Raw genomic sequence first — 19,375 nt, 5'->3', positions numbered from 1 at the left:
CGCCATGACCGGCGATATCCATGCCGAGCGGATCCTGATCCTCGATTTCGGTTCGCAGTACACCCAGCTCATCGCCCGTCGCATCCGTGAAGCCGGGGTGTATTGCGAGATCCGCCCCTGGGATGTGGAAGCCGAGCGCATCCGCGAATTCGCGCCACGGGGGGTGATCCTCTCGGGTGGGCCTGAGTCGGTGCACGAAGACAGCGAACAGACACCGCGGCTGCCGACGACCGTCCTCGATCTGGAAGTCCCGGTTCTGGGCATCTGCTACGGCATGCAGACCCTTGCCCACGAGCTGGGTGGAGCGGTCGAGGCCTCGCAGACCAAAGAGTTCGGCTACGCCGAGGTGCGTGCCCGCGGCCACTCGGTGCTGTTGCAGGATATCGAGGACCGCACCAACGCCGAGGGGCATGGGCTTCTGGACGTGTGGATGAGCCATGGCGACCGGGTGTCCGGATTGCCCGCGGGCTTCAAGGTCATTGCCAGCACGCCTTCGGCTCCCATCGCCGGCATCGGTGACGACGACCGCGGTTTCTATGGCCTGCAGTTTCATCCCGAAGTCACTCACACGGCCCAGGGGCAGCGCATTCTCGAGCGGTTCGTCCACGGCGTCTGTGGCTGCTCGGGGAACTGGACGGCGGACAACATTATCGAGGATCTGATCGCCCGGGTGCGCACGACGGTCGGCGATCAGAATGTGCTCCTGGGGCTGTCCGGCGGCGTCGACTCATCGGTGGTCGCCGCGCTGCTGCACAAGGCCATCGGTGATCAGCTGACCTGCGTGTTCGTCGACAACGGCCTGCTGCGCCTGGGCGAGGGCGATGAGGTCATGCAGACGTTCGCCCGCCACATGGGCATTCGCGTGATCCGCGTGGATGCCGAGGCGCGGTTCATGGACGCCCTCGCCGGCGAGGCCGACCCCGAGGTCAAGCGCAAGATCATCGGCCGCACCTTCATTGAGGTGTTCGACGAGGAGGCGGGCAAGCTCGACAACATCCAGTGGCTGGCGCAGGGCACGATTTACCCGGATGTCATCGAGTCCGCCGGCGCCAGCACCGGCAAGGCCCATGTCATCAAGTCGCATCACAACGTCGGCGGCCTGCCCGAGCGCATGAATCTGAAGCTGCTCGAACCCCTGCGTGAGCTGTTCAAGGACGAGGTGCGCCGGATCGGGCTGGAACTGGGTCTGCCAGCGGAAATGATCCATCGCCACCCGTTTCCCGGCCCCGGCCTGGGCGTGCGTATCCTCGGCGAAATCCACAAGGAATACGCGGACCTGCTGCGCCGCGCCGATGCCATTTTCATTGAGGCACTTCGCGCCGGCGGCTGGTATGAGCGGACCAGTCAGGCGTTTGCCGTGTTCCTGCCGGTGCGCTCGGTCGGGGTCACCGGGGATGGCCGACGGTATGAGTGGGTGGTGGCGCTGCGGGCGGTGGAGACCATCGATTTCATGACCGCTCGCTGGGCGCATCTGCCCTACGACTTCCTCGATGATGTCTCGCGGCGGATCATCAATGAAATCGACGGGATCTCGCGGGTGGTGTATGACATCTCCGGCAAGCCACCCGCCACCATCGAGTGGGAGTGACACCGGAAGCGGCCATGCAACGTGCGCTGGCGCTGGCCGAACGGGCGGCGGGCGCCGGCGAGGTGCCGGTGGGGGCGGTGCTGCTACGCGATGGCGAGTTGATCGGCGAGGGCTGCAACCAACCCATCGGCCGCCACGACCCCACCGCGCATGCCGAGATCGTCGCCCTGCGGGCCGCCGGCACGCGGCTGGGCGCCTACCGCCTGCCGGGCACCCAGCTCTACGTGACGCTCGAGCCCTGCCCCATGTGTGTCGGTGCCCTCATCCATGCCCGGGTCGACACGGTCATCTATGGTGCCACTGATCCCAAGACCGGGGCCTGCGGGGGCGCCATGCGACTGCATGACGATCCGCTCCACAATCATCGCCTGTCGGCGCAGGGTGGGTTGATGGCAGAGCCATGCGCGGCGCTTTTGAGGGACTTTTTTCGGGTACGACGCGAACGCTGAGGCACATCATGACATCGACTGAACTGCCCCGGACCATGGCCGCCGTCCAGCTTGACCGCCATGGCGGTCTGGATGCCCTGACCTACCGCAATGACGTGCCGGTGCCCCGGCCGTCTGGCGATGAGGTCCTCATCGAAGTGCATGCCTGTGGCATGAACAACACCGATGTCTGGGTGCGCGAGGGCGCCTATGGCAGCGACACCGATCCCAATGCCGTGTCCACCTGGCGCCGGGGCCGCTCGACGCTGACGTTCCCGCGCATTCAGGGCACCGACAGTGTCGGAGTCATCGTGGCGGTCGGTGAGGGTGTGCCCGCCGCTCGCATCGGCGAGCGGGTGGTCATCGACTTCAGCCTCTACAATCGCGACGACGACAGCCTCGCGGATATCGACTACATCGGCCATGGCCGTGACGGGGGTTATGCCGAATATCAGTGTGTGCCCGCCGCGAATGCCCATGCCGTCGATACCACGCTGACTGATGCGGAACTGGCGACCTTCTGCTGTGCCTATCTCACCGGCGAGCATATGCTCGAGCGCGCCAACGTGCAGGCCGGCGAGCGGGTACTGGTCACCGGTGCCTCGGGCGGTGTGGGTTCGGGGATTGTTCAGCTGTGCCGGGCGCGCGGGGCGATCCCCTATGCGGTGACCCGGGCTGACAAGGCGGAAGCCTTGATGGCGATCGGTGCCGAGGCGGTGATCGATCGCGGCGCAGCCGACTGGGTGGAGGCCGTGGAGGCGGCCACCGGCGGTGCGCCGATTGATGTGGTGGCCGATCTGGTCGCCGGGCCGCACTTCAACGACCTGCTCCGCATTCTGCGGCCTGAGGGGCGCTATACTACCGCTGGCGCCATCGCCGGACCCGTGGTCGAGCTGGATCTGCGGACCCTCTATCTCAAGCAGCTCCAGATCAACGGCTCCTCCCAGGGGCGCCGCAGTGACTTTCGGCGGCTGCTGGGCCACGTCCTCGCAGGGCGGATCCGGCCGCTGCTGCATGCCACCTATCGGCTTTCGGATTTTCATCACGCCCAGCGCGATTTCATGGGCAAGGACTACGTCGGCAAGCTCGTGGTGGTTCCCGACCGGCACTGGGACAGGGTGGGTGCGCCCCATGTCCGCGACTGACCCGGGGACGCTCGAGTGGATGGACGTCGCCGTGGGCAGCGACATCCATCGGGTGGTGTTCGCCGGTGTCCCCACCGACGCGACCCGCAGCGTGCGCGAGCGCATGGAGTGGCTGAGCGGGCCGGGCGACGGACTGCGGCAGCTGCTGATCGAGCCCCCCTATGGCACGCCGACCTTCTGCGTTGATCTGCTGACGCTGCCTGATGACCCCGAGGCCCAGGCGGCGTTCATCATCATGGAGGTGATGGGCTATCCGTTCTTCTCGGGGTCGAACACCATGGCCACCGCCTGCGCCCTGATCGAGAGTGGCCGCATCCCCGGAACCCATCCCGATGGCACGCAGTGCCTGCGCCTCGAGGCCCCGGGCGGGCGGGTTGATGCGCATGTGCAGCGGCGCGATGGGCAGGTGGTCAGGGTGACCGTCGAGGGGGACGAGGCCTTCGTGCATCGGGCCGATGCCCGGGTCGAGCTGCCTGGCCTGGGGACCGTGGCGTATGACCTGGTCTGGAGTGGTGGTCATTACGTGATGGTCAACGCCGATTCGCTGGGTCTGCGCCCGGCGGACGCGGGCGGAGCGGATGCGCTTGCCCTGGCGGCACGGATTATCGAGGCGGTACAGGCGGATTTTCAGGATCTGCACCCGCGGCTGGGTGATGTCGGGGCGCCGCGGTTTCTGCACTGGATGTGGCCCGAGACCGAGACTTCGCCGGGGTCCCTGCAGGCAACCGGCGGGACTTATGGTCACCCCGGCGTGCTTTGGGGTTGCCCCACAGGCACCGGCACCGTCGCGCGCCTCGCCCGGCGGATGCACCGCGGGCAGGCCGGCGTGGGAACCACGCTGCGCAACACCAGCCCCGCGGGGACGACCTTCGAGGGCCGAGTCATTGAACAGAGCCGGGTGGGGGATTATCCGAGCATCCGGACCCAGGTCAGCGGCATGCCGCAAGTGGTCGGCCGGTGCCGCCTCAGCCTTCCGGCCACCAGCCCCGTGATCGCCGAGCGCGGTCTGGAGTGGCTGCTGGATCCGCGCTCAGGCCTGATCGATGATCCAGTCCGGGGCGATACCGGATGAGTCGATGGCCGCATCGATATCCATATCGGCAAGCACCCCGGTCTGCGTGACAAGCGCCGTGCGAACCCCCGCCGCCTGGCCGCCAAGGACGTCGGTATGCAGTGTATCGCCCACCATCAGTGTCCGCTCGCGGTCGATACCGGGGCCCAGGCGCTCGAGGGCGAGCTCAAAGATGTTGGCAAACGGTTTGCCGTAGAACGCCGGCTCGACGCCGGTGGCATCCTGGATCTGGTGGGCGAAAGTCCCCGGCTCGGTGGAATCCCCGCCTGCCTGTGGCGCGAGAAGATCCGGGTTGGCCACCAGCAGACGCCGCGGATTGGCTTGGAGGCTGCTGGTCAACAGATCCTGTCGTGCCGGCGTCCACTCCGAGGCGCCGACAAACAGAAAGCCCTCAACGGCGTGATAGTCCGCGATGTCATCCGCCAGCATCCGATAGTCCAGGGGTGGGAACTCATCAGGACCGAACTGCTGGCCGGCGATGATGCCCCAGTGCCGCGGCGCCTCCTGCTCGAGCTGGCGCACCAGGGTTTTACGGCTGGTGACCACATCGGCGGCGTCAAAGTGGTAGCCCAGACGCTGATAGCGCGCCATCAACGTCGCATGCGAGAACCCGGCGGCGTTGGAGACCACCATGACCCGCTTTCCGGCGGCCTGCAGGGCGGCGATCCGCTCAGGGACACCCGGGATGGGGTCCTGCCCGCGATTGAGCACGCCAAAGGCATCCAGCAGCACGGTGTCGAAGTGATCCATGATCTCGCCAAGGTTGGCGGCACGTCGGGCCGCCCCTGGCCGGGCAGGGGCCGGCAGCCGATGACGGATGGCCTCGTAGGCGGTAAAACCAAGCGGGGCCGAGCACAGGGTAGAGGGCGATGCGTGATCCATGGGCGTCCTGTTGAGCGCGATTTCAGCGCCACAGTATAGCGCGTCCGAAAGCCAGCGGCTTGGGGCAACCGTGGTTTTCGCTCGCGACGGGGAATGTTGTACAATCTACATCGCTGGAGAGGTGGCTGAGTGGTCGAAAGCGCCGCACTCGAAATGCGGTGAGTCCGAGAGGGCTCCGGGGGTTCGAATCCCTCCCTCTCCGCCAAGCATAAAACAGGGGCCATCGGCCCCTTTTTTGTGTCTGATGCAGTGCTGGGGTTCGAGCCCCCGGAGCCAAGCGGACGGGGTTCGACCAATCGCCGGTAGGCGATTGGGACGCGTCGCGCAGCGATGCGCCCGAAGGGTGAGGCCCGGAGGGCCGAATCAATCCCTCCCTCTCCGCCAGACATAAAACAGGGGCCATCGGCCCCTTTTTTGTGTCTGATGCAGTGCTGGGGTTCGAGCCCCCGGAGCCAAGCGGACGGGGTTCGACCAATCGCCGGTAGGCGATTGGGACGCGTCGCGCAGCGATGCGCCCGAAGGGTGAGGCCCGGAGGGCCGAATCAATCCCTCCCTCTCCGCCAATAAAATCAGGCATTTGAGCTCGCTACTGATCGCGTTTTTGTGGGTAGGGCAGTGTAGTGGCTAAGATTCTGCGCAGGATTCCTGCCGGCAGAACCCTCCTTGTGTCTGATTAAAATTCAGCCAATACTACGCTTTGGTATCCGTGGCGATTGGGCTGTTGAGTTTTTGCGCCGCCCTGCACAGTGGAGCGTTCGACCTTGCTGAACCGGATTTTTTAGTACTGGGTGTATGCAACGCTCCCAGCGGCGCTACTGCTGATCGGACTTTATCCGTTCATCGGTGCCGGAATCGCACTGCCGGTCTATCTTGCATTGCCCATCTATATGGCCCACCAGTTCGAGGAGCATGATGCGGATCGCTTCGCGGCCTTTTTGAACGAGCTGCTTGGGCCGAGGCGCAGAGGGCTGACAGCGGCAGATATCTGGGTCGTCAATGTCGTGTTCGTATGGTTTGCCCTGCTCGCGGTTTTCTATCTCACCCGGCTCGATCCGGCGTGGGGCGTATTGGCAGGTTATCTCGTCGCAGTTAATGCGTTATTGCACGTGGTCTGGGCGGTACGGCTACGCCGCTATAACCCCGGCCTTTGGAGCGCTGCCGTTCTATTCTTGCCGCTGGCGGCCTGGATTTTCGCGGCCACCCCCGCACCGATACTGATTCATCTGGTCGCGATGCTTGTCGTGATCGTCTTGCATGCCGCGATCGCATACCGAGCATCACAACCCGCATGATCTGAGACTAGATGCCGGGCACTAAGGGGACGCCGCTGCAGCCGGTTAAAAGGGTGATCAGCGAGATGATCAGTGCGGTTCGGATCATGAGTTGCTCCTGATTTGCAATGGTAAGGGGACCTGAGCCGTCAACGCCGGCTCAGGTCGTCCGCGTTACTAAATGAACGCAAATCGCAGCGCGAACAGGGCCGCGATCAGCCACACCGCTGGATGGACGGCCGTCGGCTTGCCCGCCAGCGTCTTACCGAGCACATAGGTAATGAAACCCAGCCCCATGCCATCAGCAATGGAGTAGGTGAGTGGCATCGCGATGGCGGTCACGACGGCCGGTCCCGTATCGGTAATGTCGTCCCAGTCAAGCTCGGCCAGGCCGCGGACCATCATGCAGGCCACAAACAGCAGCGCCGGTGCGGTGGCATAGCCCGGAATGGCGCTGACCACCGGCAGGAAGAACAGTGAGAGCAGGAACAGCACCGCAATCACAACGGCGGTCAGTCCGGTCCGGCCACCGGCATTGATACCCGATGCGCTTTCGATATAGGTCGTGGTGGTCGAGGTGCCGAACAGTGCGCCGCCGATGCTCGCGCCCGAATCCGCGACCAGTGCGCTGCGCAACCGGCCCAGACGACCGTCGCGGTCGAGGAAGCCGGCCCGATGCGAAAGGCCCACTAGAGTGCCCGTACTGTCGAACAGATCAACAAACAGGAACACCAGCACCACGGACACAAGTCCCAGCTCGAGCGCACCGGCAACGTCCATCTGCAGGAAGGTCGGGCTCGGATCCGGGGGCATCGATACCACCCCGTCAAACTCGGCAACGCCGAAGGGGACACCAATCAAGCTGACCGCCAGAATGCCAATGAGCACGGCGCCCGGGACTTCGCGATAGCTCAGCGCCACCATAATTGCGAATCCGAGCATGGCGAGCAGCGTTGGGACGGCGGTCAGATCGCCGAGCGTGACCAGCGTCGCATCGCTGTTGACCACAACGCCGGCGTTCTGCAGCGCGATGATCGCCAGAAAGAAACCGATGCCAGCCGAGATCGCCATTTTCAGCGATAACGGAATCGCATTGATCAGCCACTCACGGATGGGCAGTACGGAGATGATCAAAAACAGAATGCCCGATAGGAAGACCGCGCCAAGGGCCGTCTGCCAGGCGATTCCCATGCCCAGCACCACGCCGTAGGTGAAGTAGGCGTTCAGGCCCATGCCCGGTGCGAGCCCGAATGGGTAGTTGGCATAGAGCCCCATGATCAGGCTGCCGAGTGCCGCGGCCAGGCAGGTCGCGACAAACACCGCCCCCCAGTTCATCCCGGTCTCGGAAAGAATGCTCGGGTTGACCACGACGATATAGGCCATCGTCAGAAAGGTGGTCAGACCGGCCAGCAGCTCGCGACGGATCGTCGTGCCGCTTTCCGCCAGTTCGAAGTATCGATCCAACATGCTAAGAGCCCCCGCAATACGCAAAATGCGAGTATACCCGGTGAGGGCTCATTGGCCACGACATCGTTTGGTCATCGCGGCGTCATCGGACTGTCACAGGTAACTCCTATCGTCTTGCTGAGTTATTCCTACGACAGAGGACTTCACCATGAGAAAGCTCAATGCCCTGACCATCGCTGCTGCGATCATGGGGGCGGCCGCCGCGCAGGCTCAGGCCCCGCTGGTTGTCACTGACACCGCAAACGCTGGAGAAGGCTCACTGCGTGCGGCGCTGGAGGCTGCCTCGCAGAGCGGTGGTGCCTCGCAGATCGTGATGACCGTGAGCGGCGATATCGTGATTGATGAGAGCCTCGTCTACACCGGTGAGGCACCGCTCGAGATCATCGGCAATGGTCAGCGCGTGCGCAGTGATGCCAACACCGACCTTCTTGTGAGCGCGAATGGTGGCGATCTGGCCATCAGCGATCTGGCCTTTGAGGGCCCCGGCGGCTTCAGTGTGCTCAACCGCGGTGATGTGGACGGGCAGACCGCCGGCAAGGGGATCTTTCTTGATGTCCGCGAGGATCAGACCGGCATGGTCCAGCTGGCGTTGACCAACGTATCCGTGAAGGGCGTCGCCAACCATGGCATTCACGTCTCCGACTGCACGCTGGCCGATGACTGCGGGAGCGGCGCTGGCGGCGCCGGAGGCGGATCGCCGGCCTCGCTGCACATCCAGCTCGAGAACGTTACCGTTGATGGCGCCGGCACTGGCAAGTTCGACGCCGATGGCCTCCGGGCCGATGAGCGGGGCGCGGGCGATATCCACCTGTCCGCCAATGGCTCGGAGTTCGCCCGGGTCGGCGCCGACGGTCTGGAGCTTGATGAAGGTCAGGCCGGGAGCATCCACTCGACGATCATCCGGACCGCGTTCATCGACAATGGCCCATACTGCAATCCGGATGTTCTCGCCGAGTATATGCCGGCTGAGCCGGAGGGCAGCTTCCAGGACGGTATGATGCAGCCCTCTGACATCCCCTCCGCGGTGACCGGCACGCCCGATGACAACTGCTTCGAGCGTGAGGTGTCGCTGTACGACTCGGGCTCGGTGGAAGAGTACGAGATCGGACTGGATCTTGATGACGGTATTGATTATGACGAGGCCGATTCCGGCAATCTCAACCTGACCATGATCGGGAGCACCGTCAGCGGCAACTACGACGAGGGCGTCGACATGGATGAAGCCGGCCCGGGTAATGGCAACCTGCGCTACATCAGCACCGTCGCGTACGGCAACAGCGATGACGGCTTCAAGATGTCCGAAGAGGACGCCGGCGGCGTCGATGGAGCCGTCATGGGGTCGGTGTCCCGCGACAATGGCGGGGTTGGTGTCGTGTTCGAGGAAGAGTCCGACGGCAATCTGGTTGTACAGATCAGCGACGTCCACACCGTCAACAATGACGATAGCGACGACACCGGGCTCGAGATTGTTCAGGAAGATGCTGGAACCGGTGAGCTTTCCCTGGCCGGCAGTCAGATCGAGGACGGCATGGAAGTCGAGGGCGTCAGCGTGTCGCGCTAGACCCACGGCATTGTGAGGAACGAAAAGGGGGCAGGGGAATCCGCCCCCTTTTTTTCATGCGCTCAGCGGGTCAGCCGAACCAACCGGTCGGGGAAGTCCGTGAAGATTCCATCCACACCCCAGTCAATCATCTGCTCCATCGCCGGGATATCGTTGATCGTATAGACATGCACCCGCAGGTCATTGGCCTGCGCCTGTTTGACGAATGCCTCATCAATCACCGCATCCCCCTGATAATTCAGGTTGCTGCCGATACCCACGGCATATTCACGGATCGTTTCGAAATCGGCGTCGGTGATCGTGCCTGGGCCTGGCGTGACGCCCGTCCACTCGATCAATGTGTCGCTGTCCTCTGATTCGGGGTAGTACCACACGAGCTGCACAAGCGGTACGTCCGGATTGATGGACTCGACCTCCCGCAGACTCTCCTGCGAAAACGACTGAATCACGACGGCGCCGGCCTCAATCAAGCCACGTTCGCTGAGAGTGTCCATCAGCTCGGCCTCAAGCGTGGGGTCGCGTTCCGCGGATTTGGTCTCAATGTAATATCGAGTCTGGGTGCCGAATCGATCGATGACCTCGTCGAGCGTAACTACCCGGGCGCCCTCGAAGTCTGACCGCGCATGGTTGGGGTTGGCCTCGTTGAACCAGCTCCCGGCGTCGAGTGATTGCAGCTCTGCGAGCGTGTAGTCGCGCAGAGGGCCTTCGCCATTGGTTGTGCGGTCGATGGTTTCATCGTGAAAAACCACCAGCCGGCCATCCGCCGTCATCTGGATATCCAGCTCGAGATAATCCGCGCCCATGTCATGGGCCAGCTGCCAGGCGGGCAGCGTATGCTCCGGTGCGTGACCGCTAGCGCCACGATGTGCGATCACCTGAAAATACTGCAGGGCTTCGAGCTGCTGTTCGATGCTGTTGGCGCTCGTGCCGGATGAGGTGAAAAGGGTTGCCACGGCGAGGGCGCCGGCGAGGGTGCGAAGGGGGCGGGTAGTGAGCATTGGATGGTCCATACAAATCCTATTGATTGAGCGTTCAATCAATACGCTACAGACCGGCAAAGCCCGGTTGCAAGTCTGGGCCGCCCGCTGCTCATCGCTTGACGCCCCCGGGTGAATTGGCCATACTTCGCGCTCGTCACAGCGCCTGTAGCTCAACTGGATAGAGCACCTGACTACGGATCAGGAGGCTGGGGGTTCGAATCCTCCCGGGCGCGCCAGACATCGAGGAAACCGGCTGCGGCCGGTTTTTTTGTGCGCGCCCGGGAGGGTTCGAAGCCCCAGCCAATGAACATGGGTTCGACCCGAGCGCAGCGCGCGAGGGAACGAGGCCCGCAGGGCCGAGTTAATCCTCCCGGGCGCGCCAGACATCAAGGAAACCGGCTGCGGCCGGTTTTTTTGTGCGCGCCTTCCGGTCAGGGTTCCTTCGCGGCCGCGGCGCGTACGCTGCGCGGGCTTAACTGCAGGGTCGCGGTCGCCAGCAGCGTCAGTGAGATGAAGGGGAGGACCGTCAGGTTGAGGCCTACCCAGCCAAGGTGATGCAGCAGCGCGCCCGCCATCAATGAACCGGCGGCGACCAGCCCGAAGATCACCAGGTCGTTGATGCCCTGCACCTTGCCGCGCTCCTCAACCGTGTGGGTTTCGGTGACCAGGGTGCTGCCCCCGATAAACAGAAAATTCCAGCCAATGCCCAACGCCACCAATGCCGCCCAATACTGGGGGAGGGTCTGGCCACTGAGGGCAATGGCAACACTCGTCAGCATGATGACTCCACCCGCGAACAGGATATTGAGCACACCGAAGCGGGCGATGAGTGATCCGGTGACAAACGACGGGGCGAACATGCCGAGCACGTGCCATTGCATCACGAAAGCCGCATCGCCCATCGCAAAGCCGCTGTCGCGCATGGCGAGGGGCGTCGCGGTCATCACCAGAGTCATCACGGCATAGCCGATGGCAGCCGCCATCAGGGCCACCATGAATCGCGGCTGGCTGATGATCTGCGGCAGACGTCGCTGTGCGGCCGTATTGTCCGGCCGGCCCGACGCCGGCACATCGAGGAATACCATGAGTAGACTGACCACCAGCGCCAGGGCGGTCACGATCAGATAGGGACCCGCCTCGGCGTGGGCTGTCCACAGGCTCTGGCCATAATTGGCGTTCCACGGCCCCAGAAAGGCGGCGGCGACGCCACCGGCCATTACCAGAGAGATGGCCCGGCTTCGGAAGCCCTCGCTGGCGCAGTCGGCGGCCGCAAACCGGTAATACATGGCGAAGCCTTGATAGACGCCCAAAAGCAGATTGCCCACGTTGAACAGGACGAACGAGTCCTGGGCAATGCCGGCAGCCGCCAGGGCGCCGCCGGCTGCACCGCCCGCGGTAGCGCCGAGGATGAACCCGGGGCGACGCCCCATCCGTTTCATGAGTAGGGACGCCGGGAAGGTGGCCAGCAGGGCACCGACCTGCATGAGAGCGACCGGCAGTGTCGCCAGCGCGGGGCTGGTCGTCAGCTGCTGACCCACCACGCCACTTAACGTCATCACAGTAATGGCCGCAATCAGGAATAACGCCTGGCTGACGGCAAGAATGGCGACATTGGTCTTCTCGTTCGCCGGCTTCGCTGTATCCACTTCCACTGCGCCCAAGGCCTGTCAGAAAAGTTGAACGCCACGCTCAGTAATCGTCGTGGCAGGGCTTATTGATGCTGGAACCCTCAATCGCCATATTGGTCGATTGATCGTCACCACAAATCATACCCTTTCAGTCGGTGACCGGGGACCATGCCGATGTTGCTTCCGATTGCGCTTGTCATGGCGGCCGCCTTTCAGTGGGGACTGGCAGGCGGGCTGGCGGGGCAGCTCATGACCTCGGGCTGGTCCCCGGAGCTGCTGACGTTCTGGCGGCTGCTTGTCGGGCTTCTGTGCATGCTGGCGTGGGTGGCGGTGATCCGGTTGCAGGGCTATTCCCTCAATCTCACCCGCCCGTTGGTCGCCTGGTCGGCGCTGGCGGGCCTGGGGGTCACCGGCAATCTGACCTTCTATTTCATCAGCATCAGCGAGGCCAGTGTCGCCGTGGCGGTGACCCTCATGTACAGCGCACCGGTCATGGTCTACTTCGTGTCGTTTGCGCGCGGTACGGAGCGCCCCACCACGCTCAAGCTGGGTGCGATTGCAGCGATCGTGGTGGGGGTGGTACTGCTGACCGGGCTATATCGGACAACCCCCGGTGCATTCAGTCTGTGGGGCGTGCTCGCGGGGCTGCTCTCGGGGATTTCGTATTCGGTGTTCATCTTTGCATTCAAATCGGCCGGCTCTCATGGCAGAACCCCGGTTTCGCTGACGGTCGCCTTCATGGCTGCCGTGCTCGCTCTGGCCTTTCTCGTTGACCCGGCTCAGGCGGTCAGTGTGCCGCTATCGCCCGACGCACCGTTGTTTTTGCTGTTCGGGTTGATCGGCGCGGGGCTGTCGTTTCTCTGCTATTTCATCGGCCTGCGCGGCGTGCTGCCCACGATGGCGGCCGTGGTGGCGATGATCGAACCGGTCACCGCAACGCTCTATGGAGTGATCGGCCTGGGCGAGGCGCTATCCCTTGCCGAGGTCCTGGGCATGATAATCATTCTGTCCTCGGTGACCGCGCTGACCGTCATGAGTCACCGCGAGTCCGTGCGCTAGACTCGCCCTGCGATTAATGCGTCCTGGCGATATGCAGCTCGACGTCCGCCTCGTTCAGCATGGCAAGGCTCTGGGCATCGACTTGATCGTCGACGATAACGACGTCGAATTCCGAAATATTGGCGAGGTGGTACAGCGCACGCTGCTCGAACTTGACATGATCAGCCATCAGGATGCGCCGTTGAGCAGCCTCGAACATGGCGCGCTTGGTCTCGACCATTTCCGGGGATTGATGGAAAAGTTGTCCACGCATGATCGCAGAGGTGGACAGCAGGTAGGTGTCGGCCATGAAACGGCTGATTTCGTGGCGCGTCACCGGCCCGATGAATGCATTGCACCAGTTGTGGAAGCGCCCCCCAAGGCCGATCAGCTCGAGGTCGCGGATCTCATTGACTGCATTCATCAGCGTCAGCGAGTTGGTAATGACAGTCAGCGGAGTTTTTTCGCCCAGCAAGGGGGCCATCTGCAGCACTGTCGTGCTGTCATCCATCAAAAGTGCCTGGCCAGAGTCGATGAACTCCATGGCCAGTTCCGCCAGCGCGCGTTTTTCGCTCTGCTGGCGGGCGGCACGGTAGACATCGCTGGCCTCGATCAGCGATGTGGGCGCGGCTGATACCAATCCGCGATACTTTCGTAACAGCCCGCGAGCGACAAGCTCATCGATATCGCGATGAGCGGTCATCAGACTGATGTCGAAGCGCTCGGTGATATCCTCGATCCGCACAGAGCCCTCGGCCATCACCGCTTCGGTGATCTTCTGGCGGCGATCGAGCTGCTTTGCGCGTCGACTGTCCGCGGGTGCCTTCTCACTGAACAGTGCATCCAGCGCGTCGTTGGACTGCGTGCCCGTCATGGCCATACGAGGGGTCCTTGGTTTGGATCTCCTCGCAGGATAGCCGCTGTACCCGGCGGTTGCACGACGATCATCAAAGCTCCACCGAATGCCTGCGGCGCAGGCCATCTAAGGTCTGATCCACCTCGGCCCGGGTGCGCTGTTCGTCCCAGCCGCACGCAGCAGCGGTGACGCGCGCCACCTGAACGAGTCCGGCCCGCGTCAGTTGACCGGTGATGGCGAGCAGGGTGCGCCGTAGCACGATGTCCTCGAGGTGCTCGATGCGCTCGTTTCTCGCGAGCCAGTCAATCTCGGCCTCGGTATGCGTCCGTGCGCCGTCGATGGTGACTGTTGATGACGTCGCCTCGTGAGCAGCAATGACCGCCGCTCGGGTGCCATAGCGCTCCAGTAGGATATTCAGACGTGAACCGGTAAGGCCCGTGTCCGATTCGAGGGCACTCAGCCAGGTCGTCCGGGCGTTGGCATCGGCGGGAAAGGCATGTCCGCCGCCGATGGCCAGGTCTCGCGTATGCCTGCGCCGGGCCGCGCCCAGCTCCTCCAGGACATGGTCACTCACTTGCTCGGCGAATGCGCGAAAGGTGGTCCATTTGCCCCCCACCAGCGACAGCACCGAAAACGGCCGATCGCCGCTCGCCGGGAGCCGCGGCATGGAGTGGTCGCGACTGATCAGACTCGGGTCGTCGGAGTCGCTGTTGGGCAGTGGGCGGATGCCGCTGTAGCGGTAGAGGATTTGATCACGCGAGAAGGTCAGCCCGGGTAGCAGCTTGCGCAGGCTGTCGAGAAAGTACTCGACCTCGTCATCATCGCAGCGCACGTTATCCGGATCCGCCGCTGGTTGATCGGTCGACCCCACCAGGGCGCGGCCGTTGTAGGGAAAGACGAGACAGATGCGCCCATCGTCTGCCTCAAAATAAATCATTCGCCCGTCCAGCTGTCGGAGCAGCTCGTCGTGATCAAGCAGGATGTGCGAGCCTTTGGCACCGCCGATCAAGCGGGTAGGCTCCCCAAGGCGGGCATTCACGGCATCGATCCAGGGACCGGCGGCGTTGATCACGGTCCGCCCGCGTGCCTCGAGGGTTGTCCCATCCGGGCGGTCAAACACAAGCCTAGCCCCGTCGCAGCTCCGCAGTGGTGTCCAGTTGCAGGCCATTGATGCCGGCTGCGCGGCGAGTCCGTCCTCGATCAGCTCGAAGACCATGCGCTCCGGTGCGGTCACCACGGCATCATAGTAGAGGCCGGCGGCGCTCACCCGCCGGGTGAGCGCAGGAATCATCTGCCGCGCCGTACGTCGGCTGAACAGCCGATGCCGCGGCATCACCCGGTCGCGGGCGCCATAGAAGTCATAAAGGCTCAGTCCGATCTTGACTAGCAAGGCACCGCGGCTGCGGGGGGCATTGGTGGCGCCGAACAGGGTCTGCAGCGCCGCCCCGGTCCCGCGCAACCATGAAAACGCCGGCAGTAGAGAGGGCAGGGGGTGGACCACGTGCGGGGCATTGCGAAGCAGCCGATTGCGCTCGTGGGTGGATTCGGCGACCAGACGCAGCTCTGCGGTCTCGAGGTATTTGAGGCCACCGTGAATCAGCCGCGAGGGAGCGGCTGAGGTGCCTGCGCCGAAATCCCCCTTGTCCACGATCAGGCAGCGCAGGCCCTGTTCGCAGAGATCGCGAAAGACACCCGCGCCGTTGATACCGGCACCGATGATGATGACGTCGAAGGTTTCGTCACGCATTGGGGCCTGGGCCTCCTTTGTCATTGCAGTGTTTCGAGGCTGGCCAGGCTTTCCCAGTGGGGCATAAGGCCCTGAGCGATTTGCTGGTGGATCCGGTAGCGCCCATCGCGGATCGTCTGCTGGACGGGATCGGGCTCGAACCGAGTGTCGAGCGCCTGCATGTCGCGGGGATCACTCTGGACATCGTCGTACAGGCCCACCGCCGCGCCAGCGCAAAGGGCGGCTCCCCAGGCGGCCGCCTCGTCGGTGGCCGACACCGTGACGGGAAGCCCAAGGACATCGGCGAAGAGCTGGGCGATCAGGGGATTGCGGGATATCCCGCCGGTCAGGCGAATGTCCGTGGCAGAAAAGCCCTCCCGCAGTGCGTCAACGTGAACACGGTGGTTGAAGGCAACGCCCTCAAGGACCGCCGCGAGCATGTCACCGCGGTCGTGCCAGCCGTGCAGGCCCAGAAAACCCGCCGAGGCAACGGCGCCGTGGGGTGATCCGTATAGATAGGGGTGATAGAGCAGCGTCGATGGCTGCGCCAGCGCGCGGGCAATCTCGGGTGAGAGGTGCTTGTGGACACTGATGCCCTCGGACTCGGCGGCTTCGCGCTCGCCGGTGCAAAGCGTATCGATGAACCAGTCGTAATTGGTGGCGGACGCCGGGGAAATGGCCATATTGTTCCATTGTCCGGGCTGGATGGCGCTGCGGCAAAACCAGCGAGGGTCGGTAACCGGTGCCGTCGATACCACCTCGTTGATCGAGTAGGTGCCGGCCACGATGCCGACAACATCCGCGCGGTGAGCGCCGATACCGAGGGCTGAGGCGGTGACATCATGCAAACCGGTAGCCACCGGCGTGCCGGCTAGCAGGCCCGTGCGCGCCGCCGCAGCGGTGGTGATGTGACCCGCCACCGCGGCCGGGTGGTGGATGGGCGGCAGGCAGCCTTGCAACTCCAACAGTCCCAGCTGCTCAAGCAGCTCGGGACTATAGGTCTGGGTGTTTACATCGGTGAAGGCGGTGCTGGCCTCGGTGCGATCCATGCCGGCCTGACCGGTCAGGCAAAGGCGCAGCCAGTCCTTGCAGCCCAGCACATGACCGATGCGCGCATAGCGGGCAGGGTCGTGATCGCGGATCCAGGCCAGCAGCGTGGATGCCGCGGATACGTGGGGCTGCTGCCCAGAAAGCGCCAGTGCGCGATCGGATACCCCGGTTGCCTTCCACTTGCTTAGCGTTGAGCCGGCGCGACTGTCCAGCGACAGGATGCCCGGGCCCAGCGCATCGCCGTGGGCGTCGACCAGATAGAGGCCATCGCCGTGCGCCGTGACGGCCACCGCGACGATTTCGCCGGGCGCGCGACCGGACTGAGTGATGGCGGCGTGGATGGCGCGAGCGGTCGCGTCCCAAAGCACACGCATATCGCGCTCGACATGATGAGGCTGCGGGACGGATTGCGGGACGCGCTCGCGGCAAACCGCCAGCGGCGTGCCCTGTTCATCAAAGACTACCGCCTTGGTGACGGTCAGTCCGTTGTCGATACCCAGCAGGCAGGCCATGGAATATGCCCCTCGGCGGAGGGAAAAAAGAAGGGGGCACCGGGCGGTTGCGCCGGTACCCCGTGGCTTGACTCAGTCGGAGAGAACGAACGGTGCGGTGTACTGATCCACGTTGTCCGCGGTGATGAGAATGCAGTCAAAGAGCTGCTTTTCTTCGTCCACCATGGGCTCGCCGTTGCGGATGTAGTAGTCCGCCTGACGCACAGCCTCTTCAGCAAATACAGCTACGGGCTGGAGGACCGTATAGGCCATCTCGCCGGCCTTGATTGCATCGACCGCATCCGGCGAGCCGTCGAAACCACCGACCATCACTTCATCGAGCTGTCCGCGCTCCTTGAGCACCGCGATGGCTCCCAGCGCCATTTCGTCGTTGCCCGAGATTACGGCGTCAATGTCAGGATTGGCCTGCAGCATGGCTGCCATCTTGTTGTAGCCCTCGGTGCGGTCCCAGTTGGCGACCTCCATGGCCAGACGCTGGACATCCGGATACTGGCTGATAACCGTCTCGTAGCCGTTGGATCGGGTTGCGGCATTGTTATCCGCCGGGTTGCCGAAAAGCTCGACGTAGTCACCCGAGCCGTCCAGACGCTGGACCCACTCGGCGGCACCGATGGCGGCACCCTGGGCATTATTGGACACCAGCTGAGCCACAGCGAGGCCTGCCTCGTTGATTTCGGCATTGACCAGAAACACCGGAATATCGGCATCGACGGCCTTGCGCACGGCACCCACCGAGCCATCGGCATTGGCGGGGTCAAGGATGATCGCGGCCGACTCGTTGGTGATCGCCGTGTCGATCAGGCGGCTCTCGGCATTAGTGTCTCCGTTATGGGCGGCGACATTGGCCTCGTAGCCGAGTTCTTCGGCGGTTTGCCGGGCGACTTCGCCTTCGGTGTACCAGTACGGGTTGGACGGATCGGTCACGATGATTGAAACGAGTCCCTCCGCCGATGCGGCACCGGCAAAGAGCATGGAGCCGGCCAGTACGGCCCGGCCGATATGCTTGAGGGGATTGGGCATGATGATTGATCTCCTGTTGGTGCTTATTATCCAGCCGGGTTTGGCTGGCTCTCCTCCGCAGCGAGGTTGTCCCCGTCTCAGTGGCGGTGAAGTCATTGTGCGGGCGTCAGGACGTCCTGCGCCCGCCGTATTCGAGTGAGTTGAGCAGAACCGCGAGCACGATGACCGAGCCCGTGAATACCTGCTGCCAGTATTCCGAGACGCCGATGATGACCAGTCCGTCGGCTAGAAAGCCGATGACAAAGGCGCCAAGCAGCGTGCCGCGAACCGTGCCGCGACCGCCGGCGAGGGCCGCCCCGCCAATCACCACCCCGGCAATGGCGGTGAGCTCGTAGGTAAAGCCGGCCGTGGGGCCCGCCGAGGTTAGCTGAGAGCTGAGCACAAGCCCGGCAATGGCTGCACACATACCCGAGAACACATACACGCTGATGGTCACGCGGCGGGTGGGAACGCCGGAGAGTTCGGCGGCCCGGTGGTTGCCGCCGGTGGCGTAAAGCCAGCGTCCAAAAGCGGTGCGCGAGATCAGCAGTGCGGCCAGCAGGCTGACCACGGCAAGGATGATGATGCCAATGGGCACGCCCGCGAGGCGGTTGAATCCGAGCCAGTCGAACCCCGTGTTGCCCAGCGCCGAGCTGCCGCCAAGGTTGTTGTAGGTCAGGCCGTTGGTCATGAGCAGGGCAACCCCGCGGGCCACGTACAGCATGCCCAGCGTGGCGACGAAGGCCGGCACCTTGAACACGGCCACCAGGATCCCGTTGATGGCGCCGATGAATGCGCCGAAGCCGAGGGTCAGGATGGCGACGGCCCAGACCGGCGGGTAGAGGATGACGCCGGCGGACTGGATTTCGATGCCCTGCATGAGGAAACCCGCAAACACTCCGGAGACCGCCAGAACGGATCCCACCGATAAGTCGATACCACCGGTCAGGATGACCATCAGCATGCCGACGCTCAGCAGGCCGAAGATGGCGACATGCGAGGACATGGTTAGGAAGTTGCTGATCGTGAAGTAATGGGGAGACAGCAGTGAGAAAACCGCGATGATAGTGATCAGGGCAAAAAACGCTCGCCCCTGGAGCAGGATTCTGCCGGGGTTGAAGCGCCGCCAGGCCGAGGTCGCAACGGGGGCTTGGGTCATGGTTTGAGTGTTC

The 19,375-nt window shown here is 63.7% G+C and carries 16 protein-coding genes and 2 tRNA genes; 9 read left to right on the top strand and 9 right to left on the bottom strand.

The window, feature by feature from the left end:
* The first annotated feature begins 4 nt into the window (after nt 1–4).
* Genes guaA through BBH56_RS05355 form a run of 4 tightly spaced genes read left to right on the top strand, consistent with a single transcriptional unit; the run spans nt 5 to nt 4,233 of the window.
* Entirely contained in the window at nt 5–1,588 is a 1,584-nt protein-coding gene (gene guaA, locus BBH56_RS05370) for a glutamine-hydrolyzing GMP synthase (protein ID WP_069133985.1), read from the top strand.
* Between the two features lie 14 nt (nt 1,589–1,602).
* A complete protein-coding gene (tadA, locus tag BBH56_RS05365; protein WP_148122177.1) occupies nt 1,603–2,037 on the top strand; it encodes a tRNA adenosine(34) deaminase TadA in 435 nt (144 codons plus the stop codon).
* A gap of 8 nt (nt 2,038–2,045) precedes the next feature.
* Complete coding sequence (locus BBH56_RS05360) at nt 2,046–3,161, top strand: alcohol dehydrogenase family protein (protein WP_148122176.1); 1,116 nt, start codon at nt 2,046–2,048, stop codon at nt 3,159–3,161.
* Nucleotides 3,148–4,233 (top strand): proline racemase family protein, encoded by a 1,086-nt coding sequence (locus BBH56_RS05355; protein WP_148122175.1) that lies wholly within the window; start codon nt 3,148–3,150, stop codon nt 4,231–4,233. The genes BBH56_RS05360 and BBH56_RS05355 overlap by 14 nt, the downstream gene beginning before the upstream one ends.
* Here BBH56_RS05355 and BBH56_RS05350 read toward each other — a convergent pair.
* Entirely contained in the window at nt 4,192–5,115 is a 924-nt protein-coding gene (locus BBH56_RS05350) for an HAD-IIA family hydrolase (protein WP_148122174.1), read from the bottom strand. The genes BBH56_RS05355 and BBH56_RS05350 overlap by 42 nt on opposite strands.
* Nucleotides 5,116–5,230: 115 nt before the next feature.
* On the opposite strand from BBH56_RS05350, the gene BBH56_RS05345 reads away from it, so the two are divergent.
* Both BBH56_RS05345 and BBH56_RS05340 read left to right on the top strand, forming a co-directional pair.
* Nucleotides 5,231–5,320, top strand: a tRNA-Ser gene (locus tag BBH56_RS05345).
* 583 nt (nt 5,321–5,903) lie between these two features.
* The gene (locus BBH56_RS05340) at nt 5,904–6,407 is read left to right on the top strand and encodes an HXXEE domain-containing protein (RefSeq protein WP_157809100.1); all 504 of its coding nucleotides are present in this window, start codon (nt 5,904–5,906) and stop codon (nt 6,405–6,407) included.
* Between the two features lie 156 nt (nt 6,408–6,563).
* On the opposite strand, the gene BBH56_RS05335 is transcribed toward BBH56_RS05340, so the two are convergent.
* A complete protein-coding gene (locus tag BBH56_RS05335) occupies nt 6,564–7,853 on the bottom strand; it encodes an NCS2 family permease (protein ID WP_144348474.1) in 1,290 nt (429 codons plus the stop codon).
* 148 nt (nt 7,854–8,001) lie between these two features.
* On the opposite strand from BBH56_RS05335, the gene BBH56_RS05330 reads away from it, so the two are divergent.
* Nucleotides 8,002–9,414: a hypothetical protein gene (locus BBH56_RS05330; protein WP_148122172.1), complete on the top strand. Its 1,413-nt coding sequence runs from the start codon at nt 8,002–8,004 to the stop codon at nt 9,412–9,414.
* Between the two features lie 62 nt (nt 9,415–9,476).
* On the opposite strand, the gene BBH56_RS05325 is transcribed toward BBH56_RS05330, so the two are convergent.
* The gene (locus BBH56_RS05325; protein ID WP_148122171.1) at nt 9,477–10,412 is read right to left on the bottom strand and encodes a glycerophosphodiester phosphodiesterase; all 936 of its coding nucleotides are present in this window, start codon (nt 10,410–10,412) and stop codon (nt 9,477–9,479) included.
* 141 nt (nt 10,413–10,553) lie between these two features.
* Here BBH56_RS05325 and BBH56_RS05320 point away from each other — a divergent pair.
* A tRNA-Arg gene (locus BBH56_RS05320) sits at nt 10,554–10,630 on the top strand.
* Between the two features lie 195 nt (nt 10,631–10,825).
* Here BBH56_RS05320 and BBH56_RS05315 read toward each other — a convergent pair.
* The gene (locus BBH56_RS05315; RefSeq protein ID WP_318262497.1) at nt 10,826–12,040 is read right to left on the bottom strand and encodes an MFS transporter; all 1,215 of its coding nucleotides are present in this window, start codon (nt 12,038–12,040) and stop codon (nt 10,826–10,828) included.
* A 156-nt stretch (nt 12,041–12,196) separates the two neighbouring features.
* Between BBH56_RS05315 and BBH56_RS05310 the strand changes: the two genes are divergently transcribed.
* Nucleotides 12,197–13,081 carry an EamA family transporter gene (locus BBH56_RS05310; RefSeq protein WP_144348447.1) on the top strand — a complete coding sequence of 295 codons (885 nt, stop codon included), beginning with the start codon at nt 12,197–12,199 and terminating at the stop codon, nt 13,079–13,081.
* 13 nt (nt 13,082–13,094) lie between these two features.
* Here BBH56_RS05310 and BBH56_RS05305 read toward each other — a convergent pair whose 3' ends face one another.
* From BBH56_RS05305 to BBH56_RS05285, 5 genes are all read right to left on the bottom strand, one after another.
* A complete protein-coding gene (locus BBH56_RS05305) occupies nt 13,095–13,940 on the bottom strand; it encodes a DeoR/GlpR family DNA-binding transcription regulator (RefSeq protein ID WP_148122170.1) in 846 nt (281 codons plus the stop codon).
* 67 nt (nt 13,941–14,007) lie between these two features.
* On the bottom strand, nt 14,008–15,663 hold the full coding sequence (locus tag BBH56_RS05300; protein WP_198515189.1) for a glycerol-3-phosphate dehydrogenase/oxidase: 1,656 nt from the start codon (nt 15,661–15,663) through the stop codon (nt 14,008–14,010).
* A 20-nt stretch (nt 15,664–15,683) separates the two neighbouring features.
* On the bottom strand, nt 15,684–17,204 hold the full coding sequence (locus tag BBH56_RS05295) for an FGGY-family carbohydrate kinase (RefSeq protein WP_148122168.1): 1,521 nt from the start codon (nt 17,202–17,204) through the stop codon (nt 15,684–15,686).
* A gap of 72 nt (nt 17,205–17,276) precedes the next feature.
* Nucleotides 17,277–18,224, bottom strand: a complete 948-nt coding sequence (locus tag BBH56_RS05290; protein ID WP_148122167.1) for a D-ribose ABC transporter substrate-binding protein — start codon at nt 18,222–18,224, stop codon at nt 17,277–17,279.
* Between the two features lie 106 nt (nt 18,225–18,330).
* On the bottom strand, nt 18,331–19,362 hold the full coding sequence (locus tag BBH56_RS05285) for an ABC transporter permease (RefSeq protein ID WP_198515188.1): 1,032 nt from the start codon (nt 19,360–19,362) through the stop codon (nt 18,331–18,333).
* Between the last annotated feature and the right edge of the window lie 13 nt (nt 19,363–19,375).

It is taken from the genome of Spiribacter roseus, from assembly GCF_002813635.1.
In the GTDB taxonomy this organism is placed as follows: Bacteria; Pseudomonadota; Gammaproteobacteria; order Nitrococcales; family Nitrococcaceae; genus Spiribacter; species Spiribacter roseus.
This window is presented reverse-complemented; position numbering and strand designations above follow the sequence as displayed.

Bases quoted from the DNA above. Each gene is read 5' to 3' on its own strand.
- BBH56_RS05285 (WP_198515188.1), bottom strand. From the start codon at position 19,362: ATGACCCAAGCCCCCGTTGCGACCTCGGCCTGGCGGCGCTTCAACCCC.
- BBH56_RS05335 (WP_144348474.1), bottom strand. From the start codon at position 7,853: ATGTTGGATCGATACTTCGAACTGGCGGAAAGCGGCACGACGATCCGT.
- BBH56_RS05310 (WP_144348447.1), top strand. From the start codon at position 12,197: ATGTTGCTTCCGATTGCGCTTGTCATGGCGGCCGCCTTTCAGTGGGGA.
- tadA (WP_148122177.1), top strand. From the start codon at position 1,603: ATGCAACGTGCGCTGGCGCTGGCCGAACGGGCGGCGGGCGCCGGCGAG.
- guaA (WP_069133985.1), top strand. From the start codon at position 5: ATGACCGGCGATATCCATGCCGAGCGGATCCTGATCCTCGATTTCGGT.
- BBH56_RS05295 (WP_148122168.1), bottom strand. From the start codon at position 17,204: ATGGCCTGCCTGCTGGGTATCGACAACGGACTGACCGTCACCAAGGCG.
- BBH56_RS05360 (WP_148122176.1), top strand. From the start codon at position 2,046: ATGACATCGACTGAACTGCCCCGGACCATGGCCGCCGTCCAGCTTGAC.
- BBH56_RS05355 (WP_148122175.1), top strand. From the start codon at position 3,148: ATGTCCGCGACTGACCCGGGGACGCTCGAGTGGATGGACGTCGCCGTG.
- BBH56_RS05290 (WP_148122167.1), bottom strand. From the start codon at position 18,224: ATGCCCAATCCCCTCAAGCATATCGGCCGGGCCGTACTGGCCGGCTCC.
- BBH56_RS05330 (WP_148122172.1), top strand. From the start codon at position 8,002: ATGAGAAAGCTCAATGCCCTGACCATCGCTGCTGCGATCATGGGGGCG.
- BBH56_RS05350 (WP_148122174.1), bottom strand. From the start codon at position 5,115: ATGGATCACGCATCGCCCTCTACCCTGTGCTCGGCCCCGCTTGGTTTT.
- BBH56_RS05305 (WP_148122170.1), bottom strand. From the start codon at position 13,940: ATGGCCATGACGGGCACGCAGTCCAACGACGCGCTGGATGCACTGTTC.
- BBH56_RS05300 (WP_198515189.1), bottom strand. From the start codon at position 15,663: ATGCGTGACGAAACCTTCGACGTCATCATCATCGGTGCCGGTATCAAC.
- BBH56_RS05325 (WP_148122171.1), bottom strand. From the start codon at position 10,412: ATGCTCACTACCCGCCCCCTTCGCACCCTCGCCGGCGCCCTCGCCGTG.